Here is a 21451-nt window from a genome sequence, read left to right on the forward strand (position 1 = left end):
GCAGACGTGTGGCAATGGCCGTTTTGCTGTGGCGATATCATTTCGCGGCCTCCTTGAGAGCTTCGCGAACCGCGTGGAGGTCTACATCAACGCCGTCTCGAACGTGGACCGCGCGGGCCATGCTCTTACCGCCACACGAAAACTGGACGCGATGTGTGGCACTCAGACCGAGGCCGCGCAGCACCCCAGCCACGGCTTTGGGCGCCCGGGCGCCCGGGGTAATATAGTCGAGGTGATAGAGTGCATCGCACACCTCTGGGATCGACACCCAATCGCGCCCCTCGACAAAATTCGCGATCGCCTCACCAGTCGGGCCGAGACCGGCCTCAACGATCCGCTCGAACGCACTCGCTTTCGGAGCACGCATCCGCTCTCGTACGTGCGTCACCCGGCGCCGTAGGAGCCATGCCACCACCTGCTCGGCACCGCCGTCGTTGAGGTAGCCCCAGAGGCCCACAAAATAGCCATCAGGATCAGCGGGTAGGAAATCGCTCTCGATCGGGAAATACCGGCGGCTCTCCCGGTCGATCTGCAGTGCGTCGGCCGAGTTCACGAAAAACACGAGATTGACGACGTTTTCGAGCTCGCCGGCATCCATGCCTTTACGCTCAAACTTGATCCGGTTCGGGGGTGCCGAGATCAGGGTCTTGAGCGCCTCCGCCGCCTCGTGCTTGTCGTGCCACCGGCCGCCCTGCTTCTCCTGCACCAGCGCAAACAGGCACCGATCGATCCACCCGTTAAACTGGCTCGTAACCATTTGCAGGGTCAGAGCTTCCCTTGCGTAACGCCCGAGGTGCTTTGTCAGCGGATGGAACAGGGTGTCCTTGCCGCTCCCCTCTCGGCCGATGAGCACAGGAGCCCAGTTCACCTTGAGACCGGGGTTTTGAAGTAGAAATGCCATGTAGTTGATCATCACCTCCCGATCGGCCTCATCAGGCACGATCTTGGCGAAATGATCCAACCACGGCTTAGGCTCAGCACTATTCCAGACCGGCGGCACGATCGGAGCCCAAGAATTGATATAGAACCCGGGCATCTCCCCCGGTGGATCCTCGATCTCGGCCCCCATCCCGGGCTTGAACATCACACCATCGAACCGCGCGAGGTTTTCATTCAACCACCCGAGCCTGTCAGCCTGACTGTGACCGAGCTTCTTGCCCTTGAGATTGCGCATGTCCCAGTCGAACGTGAGCCGCCACATCTCGGAGGAATTACGCTTGGTGTGAGACCGACGGTCCAGGTACCACCACGCTTCCACTGGGGAACCTTTTGGCACTTGAGCGGACACGCATAGCTTATGAGCGCACATTGATGGCATGGGTGCGAATCTGACATTGAATTGCGCATTGTTAGTCGGTCCCACCCAATCTGCCTCATTTTGGCAATAGAGACTTGTCGACGGTGGTCTGCACCCTATTTTTTATTTGAGCACTCAAACATTTTTTGATACGAAGGATCACGTGAAACCTGGTGCCAGGAGGCGCTTTTCCATGAATGACCAAGATCCGAATTTGAACATTCCCAACAACTGGGACCGCAGAGGCTTGCCCGCGTGGAGCTTTTTCAATCCCGAAATGTTCGAAATGGAAAAGGACATGTTGTTCAGGCGGCACTGGCAGGTTGTGTGTCATGCAAGCGATGTGCCCAACACGGGTGATTTTCTGGCCTTCGATATCGTGGGTGAACGCGCGCTGATCATTCGCGGGGAAGACGGCGAAATCCGGGCGTTTCACAACCTGTGCCGCCATCGCGGATCGCGTGTGGTCGGCGAAGAAAGCGGCACTTGCAAATCCGCGATTATCTGCCCGTTTCACGGGTGGGCCTATAATCTTGATGGCACTCTGCGCGGCGCCGCGCAGCCCAAGACCCTGCCCGATCTGGACCCTGTGGAATTCGGGCTGAAACCGCTGGAGTTCGAGGTTTGGAAAGGGTTCGTTTTCGTGCGCTTCCAGCCGGGGCCGCAACCTTCGGTCAAACAGATATTGTCGCGTCTGGAAGCGGAAGTGGATCAGTACAACACGGAAGATTTTGTGCCCACTGGCGACGGGTTCTGGGCCGAAGAAGTCAACGCGAACTGGAAATGTGTGCGCGATGTGGACAACGAAGGCTATCACGTGCCGATGGCGCATCCCGGATTGCAGGATCTTTATGGCGGGAATTACTATGACGAACCTCTGACCGACGGATCAAACCGGTCGTTCGCCACCTTCCGCGACAGCCCCGCCCGTTTGTGGAGTGTGCGTCAGTACAAGAATATTCTGCAAAGCCCCGACAATCTGGACGACACGCACAAGGATGCGTGGCTGTATATCGGGATGTTTCCCAATTTCGTAATCAGCCTTTATCCGGACTCGATCAGTTTTTATCAGGAGTTTCCGATTTCCAACGGGAAATGCATCCAGCGCGGTGCGGTTTACAAACACAAGAACGAAGACCGGCGCATGCGGTTGTCGCGGTATCTAAGCGGGCGGATCGACAGGCTGACCACCAAGGAAGACGAACAACTGATCGAATGGACATGGGAGGCTGCATTTTCCAGCGCCTATGATGGTGTTGTTCTGTCCGATCTTGAATACGGAGTAAAAGCCTATCACGACGAATTGCGCCGCCTGTTCCCGGTGCTGACTCAGGAAGAGCCAGCGGCCGGTACGGTAGAATCGCAGAACGCAGCCCTGTTGGAAAAAGTAAAGGGCGACAGGTGATCCGAAATATGCATGAATTGTCGCAACACCCCCGTTCCGGGGTGGTGGCATCAGCGCTGGGGATTTCGTGATTGTCGGTTGAAATCAGCAAAGAGCATCGTCAGGGGCTGACCCTGATCAGCCCGACCCTTATCTATGCACTGATCATGCTGGCGGCACCGTTGCTGATGGTGCTGACCTTCAGTTTCTGGACCCAGAACTATCTGGATATCGACCGGACGCTGACGCTGGACAATTACCGCGAGGCATGGTCGCAGCCGATCTATCAGGTGCTGCTGTACCGTTCGATCCGGATTTCGCTGATCGTGACATTCGTGACGGTCCTGCTGGCGTTCCCGATCGCCTATTATCTGTCCTTTCACGTGAAACGGCGCAAGGCGTTGTGGTTGTTCTTGATCACCGTTCCGTTCTGGACAAGCTATCTGCTGCGGGTGTTCCTGTGGAAGGTGATACTAGGGTATAACGGTGTGCTCAATTCCACATTGATGAACCTGGGTTTTATCGACGAACCGCTGACCTTTATCCTATATAACGCAAACGCGGTGGTGCTGACCTTGGCCCACGCATGGGCGCCGTTTGCCATTTTGCCGATCTTCGTTGCATTGGAAAAGATCGACAGGTCCCTGCTGGAAGCGGCCGAAGATCTGGGTGACGGGCCGATGCGCCGGTTTTTCCGTGTGACACTGCCACTGGCGATGCCCGGCGTCGTGGCGGCCACCCTGATCGTTCTGATCCCGACTGTTGGCGATTTCATTACGCCGCGTCTGGTGGGGGGAACAGACGGGTTGATGATTTCCAACATGATCCAGATCCAGTTCGGCAAGGCCAATAACGCGCCGCTTGGGGCTGCGCTGGCGGTCACGTCGATGGTCGTGGTCGCCTTTATCAGCGTGCTGATCTTTCTGGCCGGTCGCCGGTTCGGCGGAAAGGCCCAGAGATGAGTGTGAAGCGGCGCAACTACCTGTCGGTGAACTGGCTGCTGGTTTATGCCGTGGCCTATATGGTGTTCCTTTATGCGCCGGTCATCCTGCTGCCGCTTTTTGCATTCAATGACGCGACGATCATCGCCTTCCCGCTTAGCGGGTACACCACCAAATGGTTCGATCTGTTGTGGGAAACCGATGCCTTGCACGGTGCCGTCAGGAACAGTCTGGTTGTTGCCGTTTCAACGGCTGTGATCAGCACCTTGCTGGGGGCCTGCGCTGCGCGGGCGATGGCGCGATACCGGTTCCCGATGAAAAAGGGCATTGTCGGCTTTATCATGCTGCCGCTTGTGCTGCCTGAAATCATCGTGGCCGTCGCGTTGTTGGTGATGCTGATGCAATTGGGCATGTCACTGTCATTGTGGACGGTTGTCGCGGGGCATGTTCTGATCTGCACGCCATTTGCCATTGCCATTCTCAGTTCGGCGTTTCAGGGGCTGGATCAAAGCCTGGAAGAGGCCTCATTCGATCTGGGTGAAACCAAATGGGGCACGTTTACGCGGGTGACATTGCCCTTGGTGATGCCCGGTATCGTGTCCAGCCTGCTGATCACGTTCACCATTTCGCTGGATGAATTCATCATCGCGTTTTTCCTGACCGGAACCGACGTCACGCTTCCGGTCTATATCTGGAGCCAGTTGCGCTTTCCGACCAAACTGCCTTCGATCATGGCGCTTGGAACCATATTGCTGGTTCTGTCGATCCTGTTGCTGATGGCGTCCGAATGGTTCCGCCGCCGGGCAGCGCACAGGCAGGGAATGGATGCGTCCGCATCCGGTGGATTTATCTAGCACATGTACAAAGCGAAATCTGAATGACCCCCCAAACCATCATCAACCTGAACGACGTCACCAAGAATTTTGGGTCGGTCCAGGCCCTACGCGGGATCAACGCCGAGATACGGGAGGGAGAGTTCTTTTCCCTGCTGGGTCCGTCCGGCTGTGGAAAAACGACATTGCTGCGCATGATCGCGGGTTTCGAAGACCCGACAACAGGATCCATCGTGATTGACGGGAAACCGATGGAAGGGATCACCGCCAATCACCGGCCAACCAATATGGTGTTTCAAAGCTACGCGATTTTTCCGCATCTGAGTGTCGCTGAAAACGTCGGATACGGATTGAAGCGCAAGAAACTGTCCAAGGCCGAAATGGCCGAAGAGGTCGAAAACGCGTTGGCCAAAGTCGATCTGCAAGGATACGGCACCCGCGCCGCGCACGAGTTGTCGGGCGGACAGCGCCAGCGCGTTGCTTTGGCGCGGGCACTGGTGATGAAGCCAAAGGTCGTATTGCTGGATGAACCGCTTTCGGCACTGGACAAGAAGCTGCGCGAACAGATGCAGGTGGAATTGCGGGCTTTGCAGCAATCGCTGGGGATCACGTTTATTCTGGTCACCCACGATCAGGAAGAAGCGCTGATCATGTCCGACCGGATCGCCGTCATGTTCGAAGGCGAGATTGCCCAGATGGCAACTCCGGAAGAATTGTACCGCTACCCCAATACGCGTCGGGTGGCATCCTTTATCGGGGTGATGAATTTTCTGGATGCGCGGTTTGTTCAAATGGCGAATGATCACATCACATTCGAAATCGCCGCACTGGGGCAGGTAGATATACCCCGCGCGCAGGTGCCTGACGGATTGACACCGCAAACCATCGAAACCGTGGGCATCCGCCCTGAAATGCTGACTGTGTTGTTTGATGGGGCGGCATCCGAACGGACAGTCAACGCCGATGTTGTGAACACATCCTACTACGGGGACATGACGTATTATGACGTCCTGCTGCCCGACCAGACCAAGCCAGTTACAATTTCCATGCGCAACACGGCGGGACGGTCTGTGGTAAAACCGGGAAACACCGTGTCCGTCGGATGGGGTTCGGATTCGATTGTTTTGTTTAATTAGGGCAGCCGATGTACGCGACCTGCTTCAGGTATAAAGACAGGTCCGTCACCCGCGCCCGCTGTTAAGAAAGGGAAATGACCGTGTCAGATGATCTCTACGACGATGCCCATATCGCATTTCTGGAACAGATGTGGGGGGAAGGGTATCTTTCGCCCGGCGGCCCGGAAGAGGTGTCGCGCGTTCTGACGGGTTTGGATCTGGCCGGGAAAAACGTTCTGGATATCGGGTGTGGGTCGGGCGCGATCACCTTGTCTCTGGCGCGGGATCACGGCGCGGGCCACGTTGTTGGCGTTGATGTCGAAACGCCGGTGTGCGATGCGGCGCGCGCGCGGATTGCTGCGGCATGTCTGCAGGACCGGGTGTCGATCAAACAGGTGTCTCCAGGTCCGTTCGAATTTGACGATCAAAGCTTTGATGTGGTGTTTTCCAAAGATTCGATCATTCATATTCCGGACAAGGATTTCCTGTCGGCCGAAGTTTTTCGTGTTTTGAAGCCCGGCGGCTGGTTTGCAGCATCAGATTGGCTGATCGCCCATGATGATACGCCCTCAGAAGACATGCAGCATTATATCAAACTCGAAGCGCTTGATTTCGCAATGGCGTCTCCCACGCGGTATGCGGATGCCTTGCACGGGGCCGGTTTTCAGGATGTCACCCTGTCCAGCCGCAATGCGTGGTATGCACAAGTCGGTGAACAGGAACTGGCCTATCTGGTCGGCCCTGACCGGTCAGATCTGGAAAATAAACACGGTGCGTCCTTTATTGCCGACCAGATCAAGACATGGACGGCCATGGTCAAGGTGCTGAAGTCCGGCGAACATTGCCCCCACCACATTCGCGCGCAACGTCCGGCCTAGGGTTCGGGCGAAAAAAATGCTGCCAGACCGTGGTCTGACAGCATTTCCGTTCACGATGTGCGGTGCCTTAAAAACCGGCTTTGATCAGTTCGAATTCCGCAATCATTTTCTCGCGCAGTTCCGAAGGGACGGGCGCTTGCCACAATGTGCCATCACGCAGGCTGTCGCTGGTTTCCAACCCGACAGCGGCCAGATCTTCCGCGCTCATTCCGGAAAGGGCTTCAGCGTTGCTGTGGCCATAGCCCCATGCGTTGACGATGTATTCCGCCGTCTTGGGTTCAAGCCATGCGTTGATGAAATCATAGACCTTGTCTTCGGATCCCGGCCCTTCCGCCATTTTCGTGTAACCGCAGACCCAGCTTGACGATCCTTCGGCGGTGTCGCGTTTCATCGCAATCGGAAAGCCTTCGTAGCTCATGGTTGAAAACGTTTCGTTCCAGGCCCATGACAGATAGACTTCGCCGCTTTGCATCAACTGCGCCAGCGTTGCCCCGTCAGACCAGTAGGTGCGCACATTCGGGTGCACCTTGCGCAGGAAATCGGATGCCGCCTTGAACTGTTCGTCGGTGGCCGTGGTCCAGTCCTTGACGCCTGTCGCCAGAAATCCAAGGGCATAGGCGTCATCCACGTTGTCGCCGATGGAAATACGGCCTGCGTGTTTCGGATCGGCGAATGCCTGCAGCGATGCCACATCCTCTTCGCTCAGCAATTCGGTGTTATAGGTCGTTGCCGTGTTGCCCCAGTCGATCGGGACGAAATAATACTCACCGTCTTTCTTGAACGCTTCGATTTCGCGGAAGTTGGGGTCAATTTCATCCCAACGATCAATCCGCGATGTATCAAGCGGCGCGATCAAACCGGCCTCGATCCACTTTGGGACCGATTGGGAACAGGGATGTGCCAGATCGGCCTTGAACCCCGAACGCAGTTTCTGGAACGCTTCTTCTTCATCGCCGAAGAATGCGAAAGTCGGGCCTTCGCCGTGGGTTTCCGTGTAGGCGGTATAAAACTCCGGATCTTCATATCCGGCCCAGTCAAAGACAACCAGTTCCGCATCTTGTGCATGGACCATGGTTCCGATGGCCGCGACCGAACACGCCAAGGCCGCGCTGATGGATTTAAAGTGATTCATAGTTCTCCCCTTTTTTGGTTTTCTTGGTTCAATTGGACGACGTCAGGTGATGTTATTTGTATTTCCCCAAAAGGCTAAGGGGGATTCCGTGTTGACACAAGTTTTTATTGAGCGCTCAAATAAAAACAACAACCCTTGGACATACGAGACTGAAAATATGCGCGATCCAGCCCATGATATTCTTTTCCAGCCGATCCAGATCGGGCCTGTCACCGCCAAGAACCGATTTTATCAGGTGCCCCATTGCACGGGTATGGGATGGCGTCGTCCGAGTGCACTGGCGGCGATGCGGGGGATCAAGGCGGAAGGCGGCTGGGGTGTTGTGAATACCGAATACTGTTCGATCCATCCCAGTTCGGACAATGAAGGGCACGCCAACGCCACCTTGTGGGGCAAAGAAGATATCGACGCACATCGATTGATGACAGAGGCGGTGCATGAACATGGGGCGCTGGCAGGCGTTGAACTTTGGGTTGGTGGCGGAATGACGGTCAACCTGGCCTCGCGGATGCCGGCGCTGGGGCTGCGCAACCGTCCCCAGACCGACAGCAGCGCGTTCCACCCCGGCCAGACCCGCCGGATTGATAAACAGGACATCCGCAATATCCGCAAATGGCACCGTGACGCGGCACTGCGCGCGTTAGAGGCCGGGTTTGACATCGTCTATGTCTATGCAACGCATGGCTATCTGTTGTCGGATTTTCTGAACGCAGATACCAACACGCGCAGTGACGAATACGGCGGAAGCTTGCAAAACCGCGTGCGTCTTGTGGCCGAAATAATCGAAGATACGAAAGACGCTGTCGGGGACAGGGCGGCCGTCGCCACTCGGTTTACCGTCGATCTGGAAGACCCCGAAACCTATGATGCGTTTTCACTGCTGTCCGGTTTGCCCGATCTGTGGGATCTGACAGTCCATGATTACGGCGTCGAAATGGGCGCGTCGCGCTTTGTGAAAGAAGCTGCTCTTGCAAATAGCGTGGCGCGGGCCAAGACACTGACAGACAAACCTGTCGTGGCGGTGGGGCGTTACTCATCGCCCGACACGATGGCGCGGGTCATTCGCGACGGCACACAGGATCTGATCGGCGCGGCCCGCCCGTCGATCGCCGATCCGTTCCTGCCGGAAAAGATCGCGCAGGGGCGCTCAGACGATATAAGGGAATGTATCGGGTGCAACATCTGTTATGCGCAGGATTCACTGGGCGTTCCGATCCGGTGCACCCAAAACCCGACAATGGGTGAAGAATGGCGCCTTGGCTGGCATCCGGAAAAGACAGGTCAAAGCGACAGACCGGAAAAGGTGCTTGTGGTCGGGGGCGGGCCTGCCGGGCTGGAAGCGGCGCGGGTTCTGGGCGCGCGCGGGCACAGCGTGATTCTGGCCGAGGCGAACAGGCAACTGGGCGGGCGCGTAACCCGTGAATCCCGCTTGCCCGGCCTGTCTGAATGGGCGCGGGTGCGTGACTGGCGCATCGGTCAGATCGCCAAACTGGACAATATCGCGGTTTACCCCGAAAGCCGGATGCGCGTGGATGATGTGATCGCTTTAGAGGTGGATCATGTCCTGATCGCAACCGGCGCGCGCTGGGCTTCGGATGCGATCGGGCGCCATAGCGATTTTGGGTTCGAACCGGCTGATCCGAACATGATCGTCAATGCGGAAACCGTTCTGGACGGAACGCACATCGGCGCGCAGTCGGTCGTCATTTATGACGACGATCACTATTACATGGGATCGGTGTTGGCGCTGGAACTGCGCGGGCGTGGGCATGATGTAACCCTTGTCACACCTGCGGGGCGCGCATGTGCGTGGGGTGCGCATACGTCGGAACAAATGCAATCCAACGCCGCCCTGATCAATGCCGGGGTAAAGATCGTGACCAACCAGCAGGTCGCGGGAGTTGGAAACGGACAGGTGCGGCTGTGCTGTGTGTTTTCCGGCCAGACGGATATGATTGCTTGCGATGGTGTTATCCCGTTGACCCGCCGGCTGCCGGTGACGGATCTCTATTCAGACCTTGCAGACCGGCAGACGCCAAAGATGAAATCGCTGCTGCGTATCGGCGATGCCGATGCGGCCTCGACGATTGCCGCGGCTGTTTACAGCGGGTACCGCGCGGCAATGGATCTGGGCCGGAACATCGATCCGGCGCAGACACATGGCCGGCGCGAGCACCCGACCTTGTTGCGCTAGGCGGCGTCTGCCATATCGTCCGTCACCTTCTGAAGTGCCTTTTCCAGAATATCGAACATCTCGTCGATCTGGTCCTTGGAGATGATCAGAGGTGGCGAAAAAACCGCCATGTTAATCAGCGGGCGCACCAGCAGCCCCATTTCCTCACAGGCTTCATCCAGCAACGCGCCCAGTTTGCGCTGCGCTTCCAGATTGCCGCCGTCTTCTTCGGGGCGGCCTTCGATACAGCCCAGCAATCCCATGCCGCGCACATCACCGACAATCGGATACTTGATCAGATCATGCAGGCGCTTCTGGAAATGGGGCGTCACCTCGCGCACATGCTCCAGAATTCCTTCTTCCTCGATGATCTCGATGTTGGTCAGGGCGGCAGCACAGCACACCGGATGCGCCGAATAGGTATAGCCGTTTGAAAACAGCACATCCTGATCCGGCCCCGTCATGCGCTGCATGATCCGGTCGGATATGATACAGGCGCCCAGCGGCAGATACCCTGATGTCAGACCTTTGGCACAGGTGATGATATCGGGCTGGATGCCGAAAACATCTTCACTGGCGAACCAGTGGCCCAGACGGCCGAACCCTGTCACCACCTCGTCCGAGATATAGATAATGTCATGCTTGCGGCACACCTCAAGCGTGCGCTTGTGATATCCGGGCGGTGGGACGATCACACCGCCGGAACACAGGATCGGTTCGGCGATGAACGCGCCCACGTTTTCCGGCCCAAGCTCTGCAATCGCGTTTTCAAGATCGGCGATCTTTTCATCGCACCATTCCTCAACGCTCATCCCTTTGGGGCGGCGATAGGGGTTAACGTCGGGCAGGAATTCAACCAGACGGCTTTCCACGTCGAACCTGTTCTTGTCGCGTTCCTTGCCCGTCACGGTCGATGCCAGATAGGTTGACCCGTGATACCCCTTTTCCCGCGCGATCACGATTTTCTTGTTTGGGCGTCCCAATCGGTTGTTCAGAAACTGGACAGTGCGCAGGGCGCTGTCGACGGCGGTTGACCCGCCCGTGGTGAAAAACACATTATTTAGATCGCCGGGTGTCATTTTTGCGATCTTGCGGGCCAGAACGGCCGAGGGTTCGGTTGTTGTGGTCCAGGGAGAGTTATAGGCCAGCCGCATCACCTGGGTCGATATCGCATCCGCCATTTTCTGACGGCCATAGCCAATTTGCACGCACCACATGCCGCCGGGGCCGTCAATGAACCTTTTGCCTTTGTGATCCCAAAGGTAAATACCCTCGGCCTGATCGACGAGCATGTTGTCGTAATCCCGCCAGCTGTCCATCGGGCACCAGGGATGAAGCTGATACTTGCGGTCCCAGGCATTCAACTGTTCGGCATCCGGTTCGTTCGGCAATGCGGTGATGTTTTCACTGACGCTTGTCATGGAGTCTCTCCTTGGCGACGGATTAAAACGGGCCGGGCGGTGTGGCCCGTGCGCGTGCGTTCTGAAAGAACGGCTTGTTTTCGATTTTCAGCGGGACAAGGCGCCGGTCCCAGCGGCCTTCTTCGTTCACGTACACTTCGACCCAGAGATCGGATGTGATGGCAAATCCGTAAGGCGCCTTGAACTCGGCCAGCGCGATGTTGCGTTTGGTGGTGGGCGACCAGACCCCGGACGTGACAAACCCGACCTCTTTCTTTTTGCGGTGATAGATCAGCGCGTCCTGCGCGGGTTTGAAACCGCCGATGTCGATCTTGGCCAGATGATAGCGGCGGCCATCGGCAACCTGTTTCAACAACGCGCGGCGCCCGTTGAAATGGCCCTTGTCAAAGGCCACCATCTTTTCAAAACTAAGTTCGATCGGGGTGCGCCCGCGGTGCAGACGCATCACCGCATGAACCGGCTGGAAATCCACGCCGGCGGCGATAAACCCCGCCTCGATCCGCACGATGTTCAGCGCTTCGGATCCGATGGCGCGCACGCCCCAATGATCGCCCGCGGCCCACAACCTGTCCCACAATTGTGTCGCCTTGTCCCATGGCACCCAGATTTCATAGCCCAGATCGCCGGTAAACCCGGTGCGCGACACCCACAGATCGGGTTCCACCTCGCGCCAGTCAAAGGGTTTCATGTCCGCAACCGCGCCAAGGCCGGCATCTTTCAGCAGCGAAAATGATGTCGGCCCCTGCAAAGACAAGGCCGCGACCAGATCGCTTTCGTCGATCACCTGAACGTCAAAACCCCATGCGGCGTCCAGCAGCCAGCCGAACATCGGTTCCTGACAGCACAACCGGTAATCGTCCTCGGCAAAGCGGAACAATGTTCCGTCGTCGATCAGCATGCCATCTTCGTCGCACCACATCACGTAGCTGACGCGGCCATCGCGGATCTTGCGCACATCGCGCGTGACCAAGTGGTTGACCACGGCCAGCGCATCCGGTCCGGAAATCCGGTATTTGTGCATCGGTGAAATATCAAACAGCGTGGCCTGATTGCGGATCGCGAAATATTCAAACTCGACCGTATCCAGAACCAGTGGCGACACGTAACCGGCCCAGCGCCCCCACGATTTCGCGCGGCTCAGCGGCGCCAGCCGGGATTGGAACGGCCCGTCGATCAGCCCGATGGGCACGCCTGTTTGTTGTGTTTTCTGTTTCGTTGCGCGCGCCATCACACCCCTCCGTCCTGCAAAAGTTGCAGCGCGGCATTGCGCCCTGCTGCCCCCATCACATCCCCGCCGGGATGGGCGGATGCCCCGCACAGGTAATAGCCGCCAATGCCGAACCGGTAATGGGCCATGCCGTTGGCCGGCCGCACTGTCAGTATCTGGTCAAACCCCATTTCGGCGTGATGCCAGTGCCCGCCGGGCGCACCGGTCTGCGCCTCGATATCGGCTGGGGTCAGTGCATCGGCGCGGGTCACAAGGCCAGAGATGCCCGGCGCATATCGTTCCAGCGTTTCAATCGTCAGCTTGATCAGATGCTTACGCGCGGCGTCGTCCCATCCGCCGTCTAGCGCGTAGGGCACATAGCTGACCACGGCAGACAGCACATGCTGTCCGTTGGTGCAAAGCGACGGATCCGACAGGCTGGGAAGAACGGCCTCGATCACCGGATCTTTCGACATTTCGCCATATTTTGCGGGGTTGAACGCCCGTTCGACATAGGTGGATGACGGGGCAACCAGCAACCGTGCAGCGGCCTGTTTCGCCGACAATCCAGTAAACGTGGGCACGCCGCTCAGCACCAGATGCACCTTGGCAGTTGTGCCCTTGTTGCGCAGGTTGCGCATGCGGCGCACCGCTTCGGTATCAAAATGGGCGACACCGGCCATCTGCATGGTCTGAAAACCGCCGAGGCTGGACAGAACCGCCTTGGCCCGGATCACCGTGCCATCGTCCAGTTCCACACCCTGTGTGCGGTCCTCTTTAACCAGAACACGCGCCACACCGGTTCCGGTGCGAATGTCACAGCCCTTGCCCCGAGCCGCAGTGGCAAAGGCATCGGCAACCGCACCCATGCCGCCCATCGGCAATTGCACCGCACCGCCATTACCCAGACGGTACATCAGCGAAAACACCGTGCCCGGTGAACGCGGCCCCGCATAGGCGCCGCGTACCGCATCCGCCGACAAGGCACCTGCCAGTGGCGCGTCTTGCAGTTCGTCCAACAGAACGTCACTGGCGTTTGACAGCAGGATACGCAGAAATTCGCGCATGTCCTTTTTGCCCATACGTTTCAGATCAATGCCAAGCTTTGCCAGCCCCGCCAGTTCCCTGAGCGTCGCAATTTCTGCCAATCCACCCGCAAGGGACGGCGGCGGTTTGACCGACATCCGGCCCAGCAGCGTTGCGAATTTTTGCAAACGCGCCACCAGCGCGCGATAGGTTTCCGCTTCGGGATGTGCGGACCCATCGGCAAAGGATACATCCTTGCCGTCCATCACAACGTGTTTGCCATCCGCCGAAAGCGACACAGTCGGCAGGTTGACCGATTTCGGCAGGGTCAACCCGATCTCGCGCGCCACAACCGGGTTCAGATTGTAGAGCAGATGCGCGATTTGGGGGACCTTGACCCCGTCGCCCATGTCCACGGTTTTGGACATGCCGCCAATCGCCGTGTCCCGTTCGATCACGCATACCGATTTGCCCTTGGCGGCCAGTGTCGCCGCCGCGGCAAGCCCGTTGTGGCCCGCCCCGATCACGATCGCATCATAAGGTTTGGATGTTGTGTTCATGCCATCCCCCTCACGCTGCAAAACTGGGCATCAGCTTGCCCTTGCCGATGGTGCGCAGAATTTCACGTGCGGCGTTGGCGCCGGGGGCCGCCATCACACCGCCACCGGGGTGGGCGGATGATCCGACAATATACATGCCGTCAATCGGTGTGTCATATTGCGCGTAACCGGGCACCGGACGGTTGAACAGCAACTGGTCAAAGGTCAGTTCACCCTGAAAGATGTTGCCTTCGGTCAGGCCAACCTCTTTTTCGATATCCCAAGGGGTGCGCACTTCTGCATGGACAATGCGTTTGCGGATTTCGGGGCAGGCTTGTTCAATCTTGTCAAACACGCAATCGGCAAAGGCCTTGCGGTTTGCATCGTTCCAGTTCTCGCCGCTGCGCACGCCGTTCACCTCCAGATCGTAGGGGGCATACTGAACGAACACTGTCATCATATGTTTGCCGGGCGGTGCCATCGTCGGGTCGATCTGGCTGGGGATCAGCATGTCGAAATAAGGGTCGGACGACCATTGCCCTTCCTTCCAGTCGTCATAGGCCCGTTCCAGTTCGTTCAGCGAGGTTGAACAATGCATGTCGCCACGCAGGAACGTGGCGTTGACCGGGGCTGCGGGAAATTCGGGCAGAGCATCCAGCGCGATGTTGATCTTGCCGCTGGATCCGCGAATTTTGAACCGTTCCACCGCGCGGGTGAAATCTGCGGGCAGATCGCCGCGATCCACATGATGCAGGAATGTGCGTTTCACATCCATGTTCGAAGCCACAATCGGGGCTTCGAACGTATCGCCGTTTTCCAGCGCCACACCCGTCACCTTGCCGTCCTTGACCAGAAACTTTTCAACGCCCGACCCAACGGCTATTTCGCCGCCCGCCTCTTCGAAGGCTGCGCCAAGCGCATTGGAAATGGCCCCCATCCCGCCGCGCGCAAAGCCCCACGCGCCAATGGCGCCATCCACATCGCCCATGTAATGGTGCAGCAACACGTAGGCCGTTCCGGGCGAATAGACGCCAAGGCCGGTGCCGATGATGCCCGATCCGGCCAGATGCGCCTTGATCAGATCGTTTTCAAAATGCTCGTCCAGAAAATCGCCGATCGACATGGTCCAGAACCGCAGGGTTTCACCCAGTTCCTTGGCCCCCAGCCCGTGCGCCTGTTTGACCAGAAACAGCAATTCGGAAATGTCGCGGGGTTTCATCGATGTGGGATCCGGCGCATTGCGCAGCAGGAACGGACGGATGAACCGGCACTGGCGGATCACGGTCTGGCTGAACCGTTCATAGGCATCCACATCCCGTGGATTATGCCGCGCCATTTCACGGCGCAGGGCATCATGGTCGGACATGTAGGCGAAATAATCGCCCTTCCGGTCAAAGCTGGCACCGCCTTCGTAGGGGATCACCTGCAAACCAAAGCGCGGCAATTCCAGATCGCGCACGATTTCACGGCGCAGCAGCGAACAGACATAGGAACAGTTGGAATAGGTCCAGCCTTCGTGCAGCGACCGGCTGACAGCGGCGCCGCCGATCCAGTCGTTCTTTTCCACGACCAGTGTCCGCAAACCGGCCTTGGCCAGATAGCAGGCAGTTGTCAGGCCATTGTGGCCCGCCCCTGCGACAATCGCATCATAGGCGCTGTGTTTGCCCATTTTCCGTCTCCATGATTTCCCGCGATACTAGCCGACAGACTCTTGACGGTAAAGTTTTTCTGAGCGCTCAAATAAAAATAATCTGGCTGACACGGTGCGCGGTTTATGAAAAACAGGGGCTACCTGTCAGAGGCGGCAATATGAAGACGACTGAAACCGAAACGGCCAAGCCCAGAAAAGAGCGCAAGGCAAATGCAGACAAGCGGCGCCAACAGTTGCTGGATGCCACGCTGCGTTCGATTGTGGCGAACGGTCTGACCAAGACAACCCTGGCGACGGTTGCGAACGAGGCATCGCTTTCGCAAGGGGTTGCCGTTTTCTACTTCAAATCGAAAACCGGCCTTCTGACCGAAGCCTTGCGCGAACAATACAGACGTTACGAGGAAAACTGGCAACAGGCTCTTGCTGCCGCTGGACCGGACCATCTGGATCAGTTGCTGGCCCTGATCCGGGCAGATTTTGCGCCGCAGGTCTGCAACTCTGACGCGTTGTCGATCTGGTTCGCCTTTTGGGGCGAACAAAAATTCACGCCGTCCTATGCCGATGTTTCAGCCCAGTTCGATATCCGCCGTTCACAGGCGGTCCGCAATGTTTGCGAACGTTTGCTGGCGGATGATGATCAGGCCAACCCGGCGCGCATCGCGGAATGGATTGACGGGTTTACCGATGCGTTCTGGCAGCGGTTGCATCTGTTCCCCAAAACGGAAACCATCGAAAACGCACTTGAATCGACGTTCGAACTGGTTCAGCAGCTTTTGCCCGATCATGCGGAAAGAATCCGCAAACAGGTGCGGTGATACGCGCCCAACCGGCCTAGATGACTTGGATCACATCTTTGTCGATCGCCAGCATGTAACCGCGTCTTGCAATGTTTTTGACCAGCAGTTCCGACACGATCTGATTGCCCAGCGTGTCGCGCAATCGCTTGATGCGGGTGGCCCCTGCTGCTTCGTCACAATCGGCGGCGTTGCGCCCTGAAATCATACCTTCGATCTCGGATCCGGACAGTACATCGTCGTCCAGCCGCGCTTCGGCCAGAACGCTAAGGGTTTCCATTGCCGCTTCGGTCAGCTTGAAGCCCAGATTGTTCAGATAAACGGTTTTTTCCTCGCGGCTGATCAACAGCGAATTGACCTGAATGCCCACGCGTTCAATCTGTGCCATGCGCCGGTTCAGCGTGACCAGCATCACCAGAAACACCAGCGCCGCCACCAAAAGCGCCGTGGCGAACACCAGCAGCACAAAGATCACAATGCGGTAACTGGACAACGTATCGGAAAATGCCGTGCCGGACTGCGCCAGAATTTCAAGCAGCTTGATCTCGGCCTGCGCGGTCAGATCATTGTTTTCGATAAACAGTTGTTCAACGCGGGCATCAAATGCCCCGGCATCCGGCAAGGCAAAAAAAAGCCCGATGGCCGCAACAAGAAGGATCAGAACAATAGAGACGATCCCGAAAACCACGATCCGGTTTCCGGACCGGCGCGTGTCAATAACGGAGGTAGAAAGGTCCGGCACTGTCTTTCCTTTCTGGCAAACCTTCAGGCCCGAAAACGGACACCACATTTAACACAGTCCACCCGCTGCCGGACAGTCTTGCCGCGATTTCCGATTTTGCCGACTCTTTGGTGCAGGCACCGCTGATTTGAACCACGCCGTAATGCAGGCGCAGCGGGTTGTCCTGTTTGGCCTTGTAATCGGCAAAACAATCGGCGGCCAGAACCGGCGGCGCCATCCAGGCCAGCACAACGGTGGCCACAAGGGAAAGAAGCATCTGTTTCATAAGTCACTTAGTGCGCCTTTGCTGGCTGATATTCAATATCGGGCCGCCGCCGGTTCGCTGTTATCGGATAACGCCGCGCTGATATTGCCTGTCTTTGCCGTCCTCACCCAGTCTTGGGCATATTCCCTGCTTTCCGCATCGGAACAGGATCAACCTAAGCTGCAAAAGGAACGACAAGATGTCCGGAAAACGCCACAGAAGATTCATTGCCGCAATCATTTCGGTTTCCATTTCAATCACTGCATTCTCGGCCGGGTCGGCCCGTGCCGGCGATCGGGATGTGGCCCGCTTTCTGGCCGGAGTCGCCGGGCTTGTCGTTCTGGGGGCTATCATCAACGACCAGCGCAAAAAGGATAAGGCGCCTGATTATGATTATACCGCGCGCCGCGACTATCAGCCGTTGCCGCGTACCCAACATGCGCCCCGTCATGCGTTGAAACCCAGACCGTTGCCCGACCGGGTCGCGCGCAAGGTTCTGCCAGGTCATTGCCTGAACGATTACAACACGCGGCGCGGGCCGGTTCGGCTTTTGGGCGAACATTGCCTGCGCAAAAATTATCGCCATGTGAACCGCCTGCCAAGCGAGTGCTACAGCGAAGTGCGCAGCCGTGGCGGCGTGCGGCGCGGCTACGGCCCGCAATGCCTGCGCACCTATGGATACACCTTCGCCCGCAACTAGTACGCAGGCGAAGCGGCACCGCGTTCTATGGTGCCGAACTTGGGGAAAGGTCTGATTCAGTACCTTTCCCCCTTTTTCGGGTTGATGTCGGGGCGGTCCTGCGGGCATTCAACAGTATGGCCGGACCTGACTATTCATTCGAAGCAGAAGCCGCTGCACGCGGGTACATCCGCATTGCGGGCGTCGATGAAGTGGGGCGCGGCCCGCTGGCAGGCCCCGTCACCGCCGCGGCGGTTATTCTGGACCCGGCCAACATACCCGCCGGGCTGAACGATTCCAAAAAACTGGGGCCAGCGGTGCGCGCTCGTCTGAACGATGCCCTGATGGCTGTTGCCGATGTATCGATTGCGCATGCAAGCGTCGAAGAAATCGACACGCTCAATATTCTGCGCGCGTCGCATCTGGCGATGGAACGTGCGGTTGACGGATTGAACCCGCCGCCGGATTTCCTGTTGATCGACGGCAACTTGATTCCACGCGGATTACACATTCCGGCTGAACCGCTGATCAAGGGTGACAGCAAATCAGTTTCGATTTCTGCGGCCTCGATCGTTGCAAAAATATGCCGCGATCGCATCATGGTGGATTTGGCGCAACAGCATCCGGGATATGGATGGGAGACAAATGCGGGATATCCGTCAAAAAGCCACAGGTTGGCGCTTCAAAATCTTGGCGTAACCCCACACCATAGACGTTCGTTTAAACCGGTGCACTATATCTTGTATCAAGGCTAAATCTTAAAGCCTTGATTCAAAAAAGAAATTGACGACGAATCAGCTTTGACTCATCTTTGTCCTCAACCAACGAGCGTAAAATGCGCCGGGACAGAGGCAGACAGAATGACCAAGACAAAGGGCGCCGCGGCGCTCCCGCTGAATACGATTATTGATGGCGATTGCATTGATGTGATGAACAGTTTGCCGGAGGGCTCTGTTGATCTGATCTTTGCCGATCCGCCCTATAATCTCCAACTCAAAGGCGACCTGCACCGCCCCGACAATTCCCGCGTCGATGCCGTGGATGACGCCTGGGATCAGTTCTCGTCTTTCGCTGCCTATGACACCTTCACCAAAGCATGGCTGAAAGCGGCCCGCAGGTTGCTGAAACCGCATGGCGCGATTTGGGTTATCGGATCTTATCACAACATTTTCCGCGTCGGCGCGGCGATGCAGGATACCGGTTTCTGGCTGCTGAACGATGTTGTCTGGCGCAAATCCAACCCGATGCCGAACTTTCGCGGCAAGCGGTTTACCAATGCCCATGAAACGATGATCTGGGCCAGCAAGGAAGAAGGCGGCAAATACACCTTCAACTACGAAGCGCTGAAGGCGTTGAACGAAGGGATCCAGATGCGCAGCGACTGGGTGCTGCCGATCTGTACCGGCCACGAACGTCTGAAAGACGACAACGGCGAAAAGGCCCACCCGACGCAAAAACCCGAAAGCCTGCTGCACCGCGTACTTGTCGGCTCTACCAATCCCGGCGATGTTGTGCTTGATCCGTTTTTTGGCACCGGCACCACAGGGGCTGTCGCCAAGATGCTGGGCCGCGAATACATCGGTATCGAACGCGAAGCCGCCTATCGCAAGGTCGCGGAAAAACGTATTGCATCCGTGCGTAAGTTCGACCGCGAAGCGTTGCAGGTCAGCGCATCAAAACGGGCCGAACCGCGCGTTCCCTTTGGCCAGTTGGTGGAACGCGGCATGCTGCGACCGGGCGAAGAACTTTATTCCATGAACAACCGCCACAAGGCCAAGGTGCGTGCCGATGGCACCCTGATCGGGGATGATGTCAAAGGCTCGATCCATCAGGTTGGCGCCGCGCTGGAAGGCGCGCCAAGCTGCAATGGCTGGACCTATTGGCACTTCAAACGCGATGGAAAACGCGTGCCAATCGATCTGTTGCGGCAGCAAATCCGTTCGGAAATGGCCAACTGATTTTCAAGAGAATTCGAATACCGCCGGTGCCTGTGGTCTGTCTGGACCGCCTGTAAAACAGGCACTCACCTTGGCCCCGCCCCCCAAAGGCGGGGCCTTTTTTGTGCACCTGTCAGGCAGAATATTTGCCGGTTTTCACCCGGCCTTCAGGTAGGGAATTGACCCGGCAATATCGGTATCGTCGATCACGTGAAAATTGCTGACGCTCCCCGCCTGTCGCGCCCGGCCAAACGGTGCATATTCCGGATCGGATGCAAAACTGTTCAATGCGTCCCGCGTTGGAAATTCCAGAATCGCAATCAGCGTGCTGTCCTTGTCCGAACCCTCAAGGGTTTCGATATTGCCGCTGCGAGACAGGTACCGGCCACCGTGCTTTTTTACCAGTTCGTGGACATGGGTCGCGTAGTCCGGAACCCAGCTATCGTCTGTGATCTTGATGTCGGCTATTAGAAATACACTCATAATTTTCTCCCATTGGCTTCAGCATCGAACATCGAGGCTTGCCAGAGAAACCTAGGGTACGGTGCCGCAACCGATCCAGTTCCGCATCTGAACCACCAGATTCAGTTTCTGAACTAGGCGGATGGTGTTTCGGACCCTAGGATCATTCCTTATGGAACAGGAGGTTCGATATGGCACAAGCCGGATACAAGCAGTTTTGCCCCGTGGCCATGGCGTCCGAGGTGCTTTGCACAAGATGGACCATGGTTTTGTTGCGCGAACTCGTTGCGGGAACCACACGGTTCAACGACTTGCGACGTGGCGTTCCCAAGATGTCGCCTGCTTTGTTGTCGACACGGTTGAAAGAGCTTGAACAGGCGGGCGTGGTTGAACGCAAGGCATTGAAAACCGACAAAGGCATTTACGAATACCACCTGACCGAGGCTGGAAAAGACCTTCGCTCGGTCATCGAAGCCATAGGCATCTGGGGTCAGAAATGGGTCGAGTCATCGCTTTCCCTCAAAAACCTCGACCCTTCGCTTCTCATGTGGGACATGCGCCGCAATCTTGATCCATCCCCTTTACCGCAGATCCGCACAGCAGTTCAGTTTATGTACTCGGATTTACCGTCCACGAAAAACCTCTGGTGGCTGGTCATCGAACCTGACGGCGAAGTCGATCTTTGCTGGTCCGATCCGGGATTCGAGATCAACCTGTATGTGACCACCGACTTGCGAACGATGACCGCGATATGGATGGGACTAAGCACGATTGAAAGGGAACGGGACAAGATAGAGCTTTTGGGTGATCGGCAGCTCGCGCAAACCATGCAAGTCTGGATGGGGTTAAGCCCCTTTGCCAAACAGAAAAAGCTGGTGGCCTAGAATCCGCGAAGACACAGCGAGAGCTCAGGGAAAACGATCCTCTCGCTGGGTCTGATTCACAGTTTTTGACACTGCCTACTTTCTTTTTTTGCGCATGCTGCTGTAACATCAG

20 protein-coding genes are annotated in these 21451 nt (G+C 57.2%); 11 read left to right on the plus strand and 9 right to left on the minus strand.

Features of this window, described 5'->3' with window-relative positions; genetic code table 11:
* Positions 1-37: 37 nt before the first annotated feature.
* Positions 38-1201 (minus strand): primase-helicase family protein, encoded by a 1164-nt coding sequence (locus OLX72_RS07675; protein WP_433990198.1) that lies wholly within the window; start codon positions 1199-1201, stop codon positions 38-40.
* A 289-nt stretch (positions 1202-1490) separates the two neighbouring features.
* On the opposite strand from OLX72_RS07675, the gene OLX72_RS07680 reads away from it, so the two are divergent.
* The 5 genes from OLX72_RS07680 to OLX72_RS07700 all read left to right on the plus strand — a co-directional run bounded on the left by OLX72_RS07680 (position 1491) and on the right by OLX72_RS07700 (position 6448).
* Positions 1491-2702 carry an aromatic ring-hydroxylating oxygenase subunit alpha gene (locus tag OLX72_RS07680; protein WP_433990199.1) on the plus strand — a complete coding sequence of 404 codons (1212 nt, stop codon included), beginning with the start codon at positions 1491-1493 and terminating at the stop codon, positions 2700-2702.
* A 71-nt stretch (positions 2703-2773) separates the two neighbouring features.
* Positions 2774-3643 (plus strand): ABC transporter permease, encoded by an 870-nt coding sequence (locus OLX72_RS07685; protein WP_433990200.1) that lies wholly within the window; start codon positions 2774-2776, stop codon positions 3641-3643.
* Complete coding sequence (locus OLX72_RS07690) at positions 3640-4476, plus strand: ABC transporter permease (RefSeq protein WP_433990201.1); 837 nt, start codon at positions 3640-3642, stop codon at positions 4474-4476. The genes OLX72_RS07685 and OLX72_RS07690 overlap by 4 nt, the downstream gene beginning before the upstream one ends.
* Before the next feature lie 23 nt (positions 4477-4499).
* Complete coding sequence (locus OLX72_RS07695; RefSeq protein ID WP_433990202.1) at positions 4500-5591, plus strand: ABC transporter ATP-binding protein; 1092 nt, start codon at positions 4500-4502, stop codon at positions 5589-5591.
* A 74-nt stretch (positions 5592-5665) separates the two neighbouring features.
* Positions 5666-6448 (plus strand): methyltransferase domain-containing protein, encoded by a 783-nt coding sequence (locus tag OLX72_RS07700; RefSeq protein ID WP_433990203.1) that lies wholly within the window; start codon positions 5666-5668, stop codon positions 6446-6448.
* A 67-nt stretch (positions 6449-6515) separates the two neighbouring features.
* Here the strand turns inward: OLX72_RS07700 and OLX72_RS07705 are convergent, their stop codons facing one another.
* The gene (locus OLX72_RS07705) at positions 6516-7580 is read right to left on the minus strand and encodes an ABC transporter substrate-binding protein (protein ID WP_433990204.1); all 1065 of its coding nucleotides are present in this window, start codon (positions 7578-7580) and stop codon (positions 6516-6518) included.
* Positions 7581-7737: 157 nt separating this feature from the next.
* On the opposite strand from OLX72_RS07705, the gene OLX72_RS07710 reads away from it, so the two are divergent.
* Positions 7738-9774 (plus strand): FAD-dependent oxidoreductase, encoded by a 2037-nt coding sequence (locus OLX72_RS07710; RefSeq protein ID WP_433990205.1) that lies wholly within the window; start codon positions 7738-7740, stop codon positions 9772-9774.
* Here OLX72_RS07710 and OLX72_RS07715 read toward each other — a convergent pair.
* Genes OLX72_RS07715 through OLX72_RS07730 form a run of 4 tightly spaced genes read right to left on the minus strand, consistent with a single transcriptional unit; the run spans position 9771 to position 15615 of the window.
* On the minus strand, positions 9771-11174 hold the full coding sequence (locus OLX72_RS07715) for an aminotransferase (RefSeq protein WP_433990206.1): 1404 nt from the start codon (positions 11172-11174) through the stop codon (positions 9771-9773). The two genes, OLX72_RS07710 and OLX72_RS07715, sit on opposite strands and share 4 nt — an antisense overlap.
* A 22-nt stretch (positions 11175-11196) precedes the next feature.
* The gene (locus OLX72_RS07720; protein ID WP_433990207.1) at positions 11197-12402 is read right to left on the minus strand and encodes an aminomethyltransferase family protein; all 1206 of its coding nucleotides are present in this window, start codon (positions 12400-12402) and stop codon (positions 11197-11199) included.
* Positions 12402-13967 carry a phytoene desaturase family protein gene (locus OLX72_RS07725; protein ID WP_433990208.1) on the minus strand — a complete coding sequence of 522 codons (1566 nt, stop codon included), beginning with the start codon at positions 13965-13967 and terminating at the stop codon, positions 12402-12404. The genes OLX72_RS07720 and OLX72_RS07725 overlap by 1 nt, the downstream gene beginning before the upstream one ends.
* Positions 13968-13977: 10 nt before the next feature.
* On the minus strand, positions 13978-15615 hold the full coding sequence (locus OLX72_RS07730; RefSeq protein ID WP_433990209.1) for a phytoene desaturase family protein: 1638 nt from the start codon (positions 15613-15615) through the stop codon (positions 13978-13980).
* Positions 15616-15755: 140 nt separating this feature from the next.
* Between OLX72_RS07730 and OLX72_RS07735 the strand changes: the two genes are divergently transcribed.
* Entirely contained in the window at positions 15756-16412 is a 657-nt protein-coding gene (locus OLX72_RS07735; protein WP_433990210.1) for a TetR family transcriptional regulator C-terminal domain-containing protein, read from the plus strand.
* Positions 16413-16428: 16 nt separating this feature from the next.
* Here the strand turns inward: OLX72_RS07735 and OLX72_RS07740 are convergent, their stop codons facing one another.
* Positions 16429-17133 carry a winged helix-turn-helix domain-containing protein gene (locus OLX72_RS07740; RefSeq protein WP_205388999.1) on the minus strand — a complete coding sequence of 235 codons (705 nt, stop codon included), beginning with the start codon at positions 17131-17133 and terminating at the stop codon, positions 16429-16431.
* A complete protein-coding gene (locus tag OLX72_RS07745; protein WP_114871729.1) occupies positions 17105-17398 on the minus strand; it encodes a hypothetical protein in 294 nt (97 codons plus the stop codon). The genes OLX72_RS07740 and OLX72_RS07745 overlap by 29 nt, the downstream gene beginning before the upstream one ends.
* A gap of 178 nt (positions 17399-17576) precedes the next feature.
* Here OLX72_RS07745 and OLX72_RS07750 point away from each other — a divergent pair, with 178 nt between their 5' ends.
* The 3 genes from OLX72_RS07750 to OLX72_RS07760 all read left to right on the plus strand — a co-directional run bounded on the left by OLX72_RS07750 (position 17577) and on the right by OLX72_RS07760 (position 20014).
* Positions 17577-18077 (plus strand): hypothetical protein, encoded by a 501-nt coding sequence (locus OLX72_RS07750; RefSeq protein ID WP_114871728.1) that lies wholly within the window; start codon positions 17577-17579, stop codon positions 18075-18077.
* 116 nt (positions 18078-18193) lie between these two features.
* On the plus strand, positions 18194-18811 hold the full coding sequence (locus OLX72_RS07755; protein ID WP_433990211.1) for a ribonuclease HII: 618 nt from the start codon (positions 18194-18196) through the stop codon (positions 18809-18811).
* Positions 18812-18916: 105 nt separating this feature from the next.
* Positions 18917-20014: a site-specific DNA-methyltransferase gene (locus tag OLX72_RS07760; protein WP_114871726.1), complete on the plus strand. Its 1098-nt coding sequence runs from the start codon at positions 18917-18919 to the stop codon at positions 20012-20014.
* Positions 20015-20149: 135 nt separating this feature from the next.
* Here the strand turns inward: OLX72_RS07760 and OLX72_RS07765 are convergent, their stop codons facing one another.
* Positions 20150-20476 (minus strand): DUF1330 domain-containing protein, encoded by a 327-nt coding sequence (locus OLX72_RS07765; protein WP_114871725.1) that lies wholly within the window; start codon positions 20474-20476, stop codon positions 20150-20152.
* A gap of 170 nt (positions 20477-20646) precedes the next feature.
* Here OLX72_RS07765 and OLX72_RS07770 point away from each other — a divergent pair, with 170 nt between their 5' ends.
* Positions 20647-21339, plus strand: a complete 693-nt coding sequence (locus OLX72_RS07770; RefSeq protein ID WP_114871724.1) for a winged helix-turn-helix transcriptional regulator — start codon at positions 20647-20649, stop codon at positions 21337-21339.
* Positions 21340-21451: the final 112 nt, after the last annotated feature.

Origin of the sequence: Sulfitobacter sp. TBRI5 (assembly GCF_051013555.1) — a bacterium.
Taxonomy (GTDB): Bacteria; Pseudomonadota; Alphaproteobacteria; order Rhodobacterales; family Rhodobacteraceae; genus JL08.

Excerpts from the sequence above, each read along its gene's own strand:
- OLX72_RS07710 (WP_433990205.1), top strand. The coding sequence starts at position 7,738 with ATGCGCGATCCAGCCCATGATATTCTTTTCCAGCCGATCCAGATCGGG.
- OLX72_RS07705 (WP_433990204.1), bottom strand. The coding sequence starts at position 7,580 with ATGAATCACTTTAAATCCATCAGCGCGGCCTTGGCGTGTTCGGTCGCG.
- OLX72_RS07765 (WP_114871725.1), bottom strand. The coding sequence starts at position 20,476 with ATGAGTGTATTTCTAATAGCCGACATCAAGATCACAGACGATAGCTGG.
- OLX72_RS07730 (WP_433990209.1), bottom strand. The coding sequence starts at position 15,615 with ATGGGCAAACACAGCGCCTATGATGCGATTGTCGCAGGGGCGGGCCAC.
- OLX72_RS07715 (WP_433990206.1), bottom strand. The coding sequence starts at position 11,174 with ATGACAAGCGTCAGTGAAAACATCACCGCATTGCCGAACGAACCGGAT.
- OLX72_RS07675 (WP_433990198.1), bottom strand. The coding sequence starts at position 1,201 with ATGTGGCGGCTCACGTTCGACTGGGACATGCGCAATCTCAAGGGCAAG.
- OLX72_RS07735 (WP_433990210.1), top strand. The coding sequence starts at position 15,756 with ATGAAGACGACTGAAACCGAAACGGCCAAGCCCAGAAAAGAGCGCAAG.
- OLX72_RS07760 (WP_114871726.1), top strand. The coding sequence starts at position 18,917 with ATGACCAAGACAAAGGGCGCCGCGGCGCTCCCGCTGAATACGATTATT.
- OLX72_RS07680 (WP_433990199.1), top strand. The coding sequence starts at position 1,491 with ATGAATGACCAAGATCCGAATTTGAACATTCCCAACAACTGGGACCGC.
- OLX72_RS07755 (WP_433990211.1), top strand. The coding sequence starts at position 18,194 with ATGGCCGGACCTGACTATTCATTCGAAGCAGAAGCCGCTGCACGCGGG.
- OLX72_RS07725 (WP_433990208.1), bottom strand. The coding sequence starts at position 13,967 with ATGAACACAACATCCAAACCTTATGATGCGATCGTGATCGGGGCGGGC.
- OLX72_RS07700 (WP_433990203.1), top strand. The coding sequence starts at position 5,666 with ATGACCGTGTCAGATGATCTCTACGACGATGCCCATATCGCATTTCTG.
- OLX72_RS07770 (WP_114871724.1), top strand. The coding sequence starts at position 20,647 with ATGGCACAAGCCGGATACAAGCAGTTTTGCCCCGTGGCCATGGCGTCC.
- OLX72_RS07695 (WP_433990202.1), top strand. The coding sequence starts at position 4,500 with ATGACCCCCCAAACCATCATCAACCTGAACGACGTCACCAAGAATTTT.
- OLX72_RS07750 (WP_114871728.1), top strand. The coding sequence starts at position 17,577 with ATGTCCGGAAAACGCCACAGAAGATTCATTGCCGCAATCATTTCGGTT.
- OLX72_RS07690 (WP_433990201.1), top strand. The coding sequence starts at position 3,640 with ATGAGTGTGAAGCGGCGCAACTACCTGTCGGTGAACTGGCTGCTGGTT.
- OLX72_RS07720 (WP_433990207.1), bottom strand. The coding sequence starts at position 12,402 with ATGGCGCGCGCAACGAAACAGAAAACACAACAAACAGGCGTGCCCATC.
- OLX72_RS07745 (WP_114871729.1), bottom strand. The coding sequence starts at position 17,398 with ATGAAACAGATGCTTCTTTCCCTTGTGGCCACCGTTGTGCTGGCCTGG.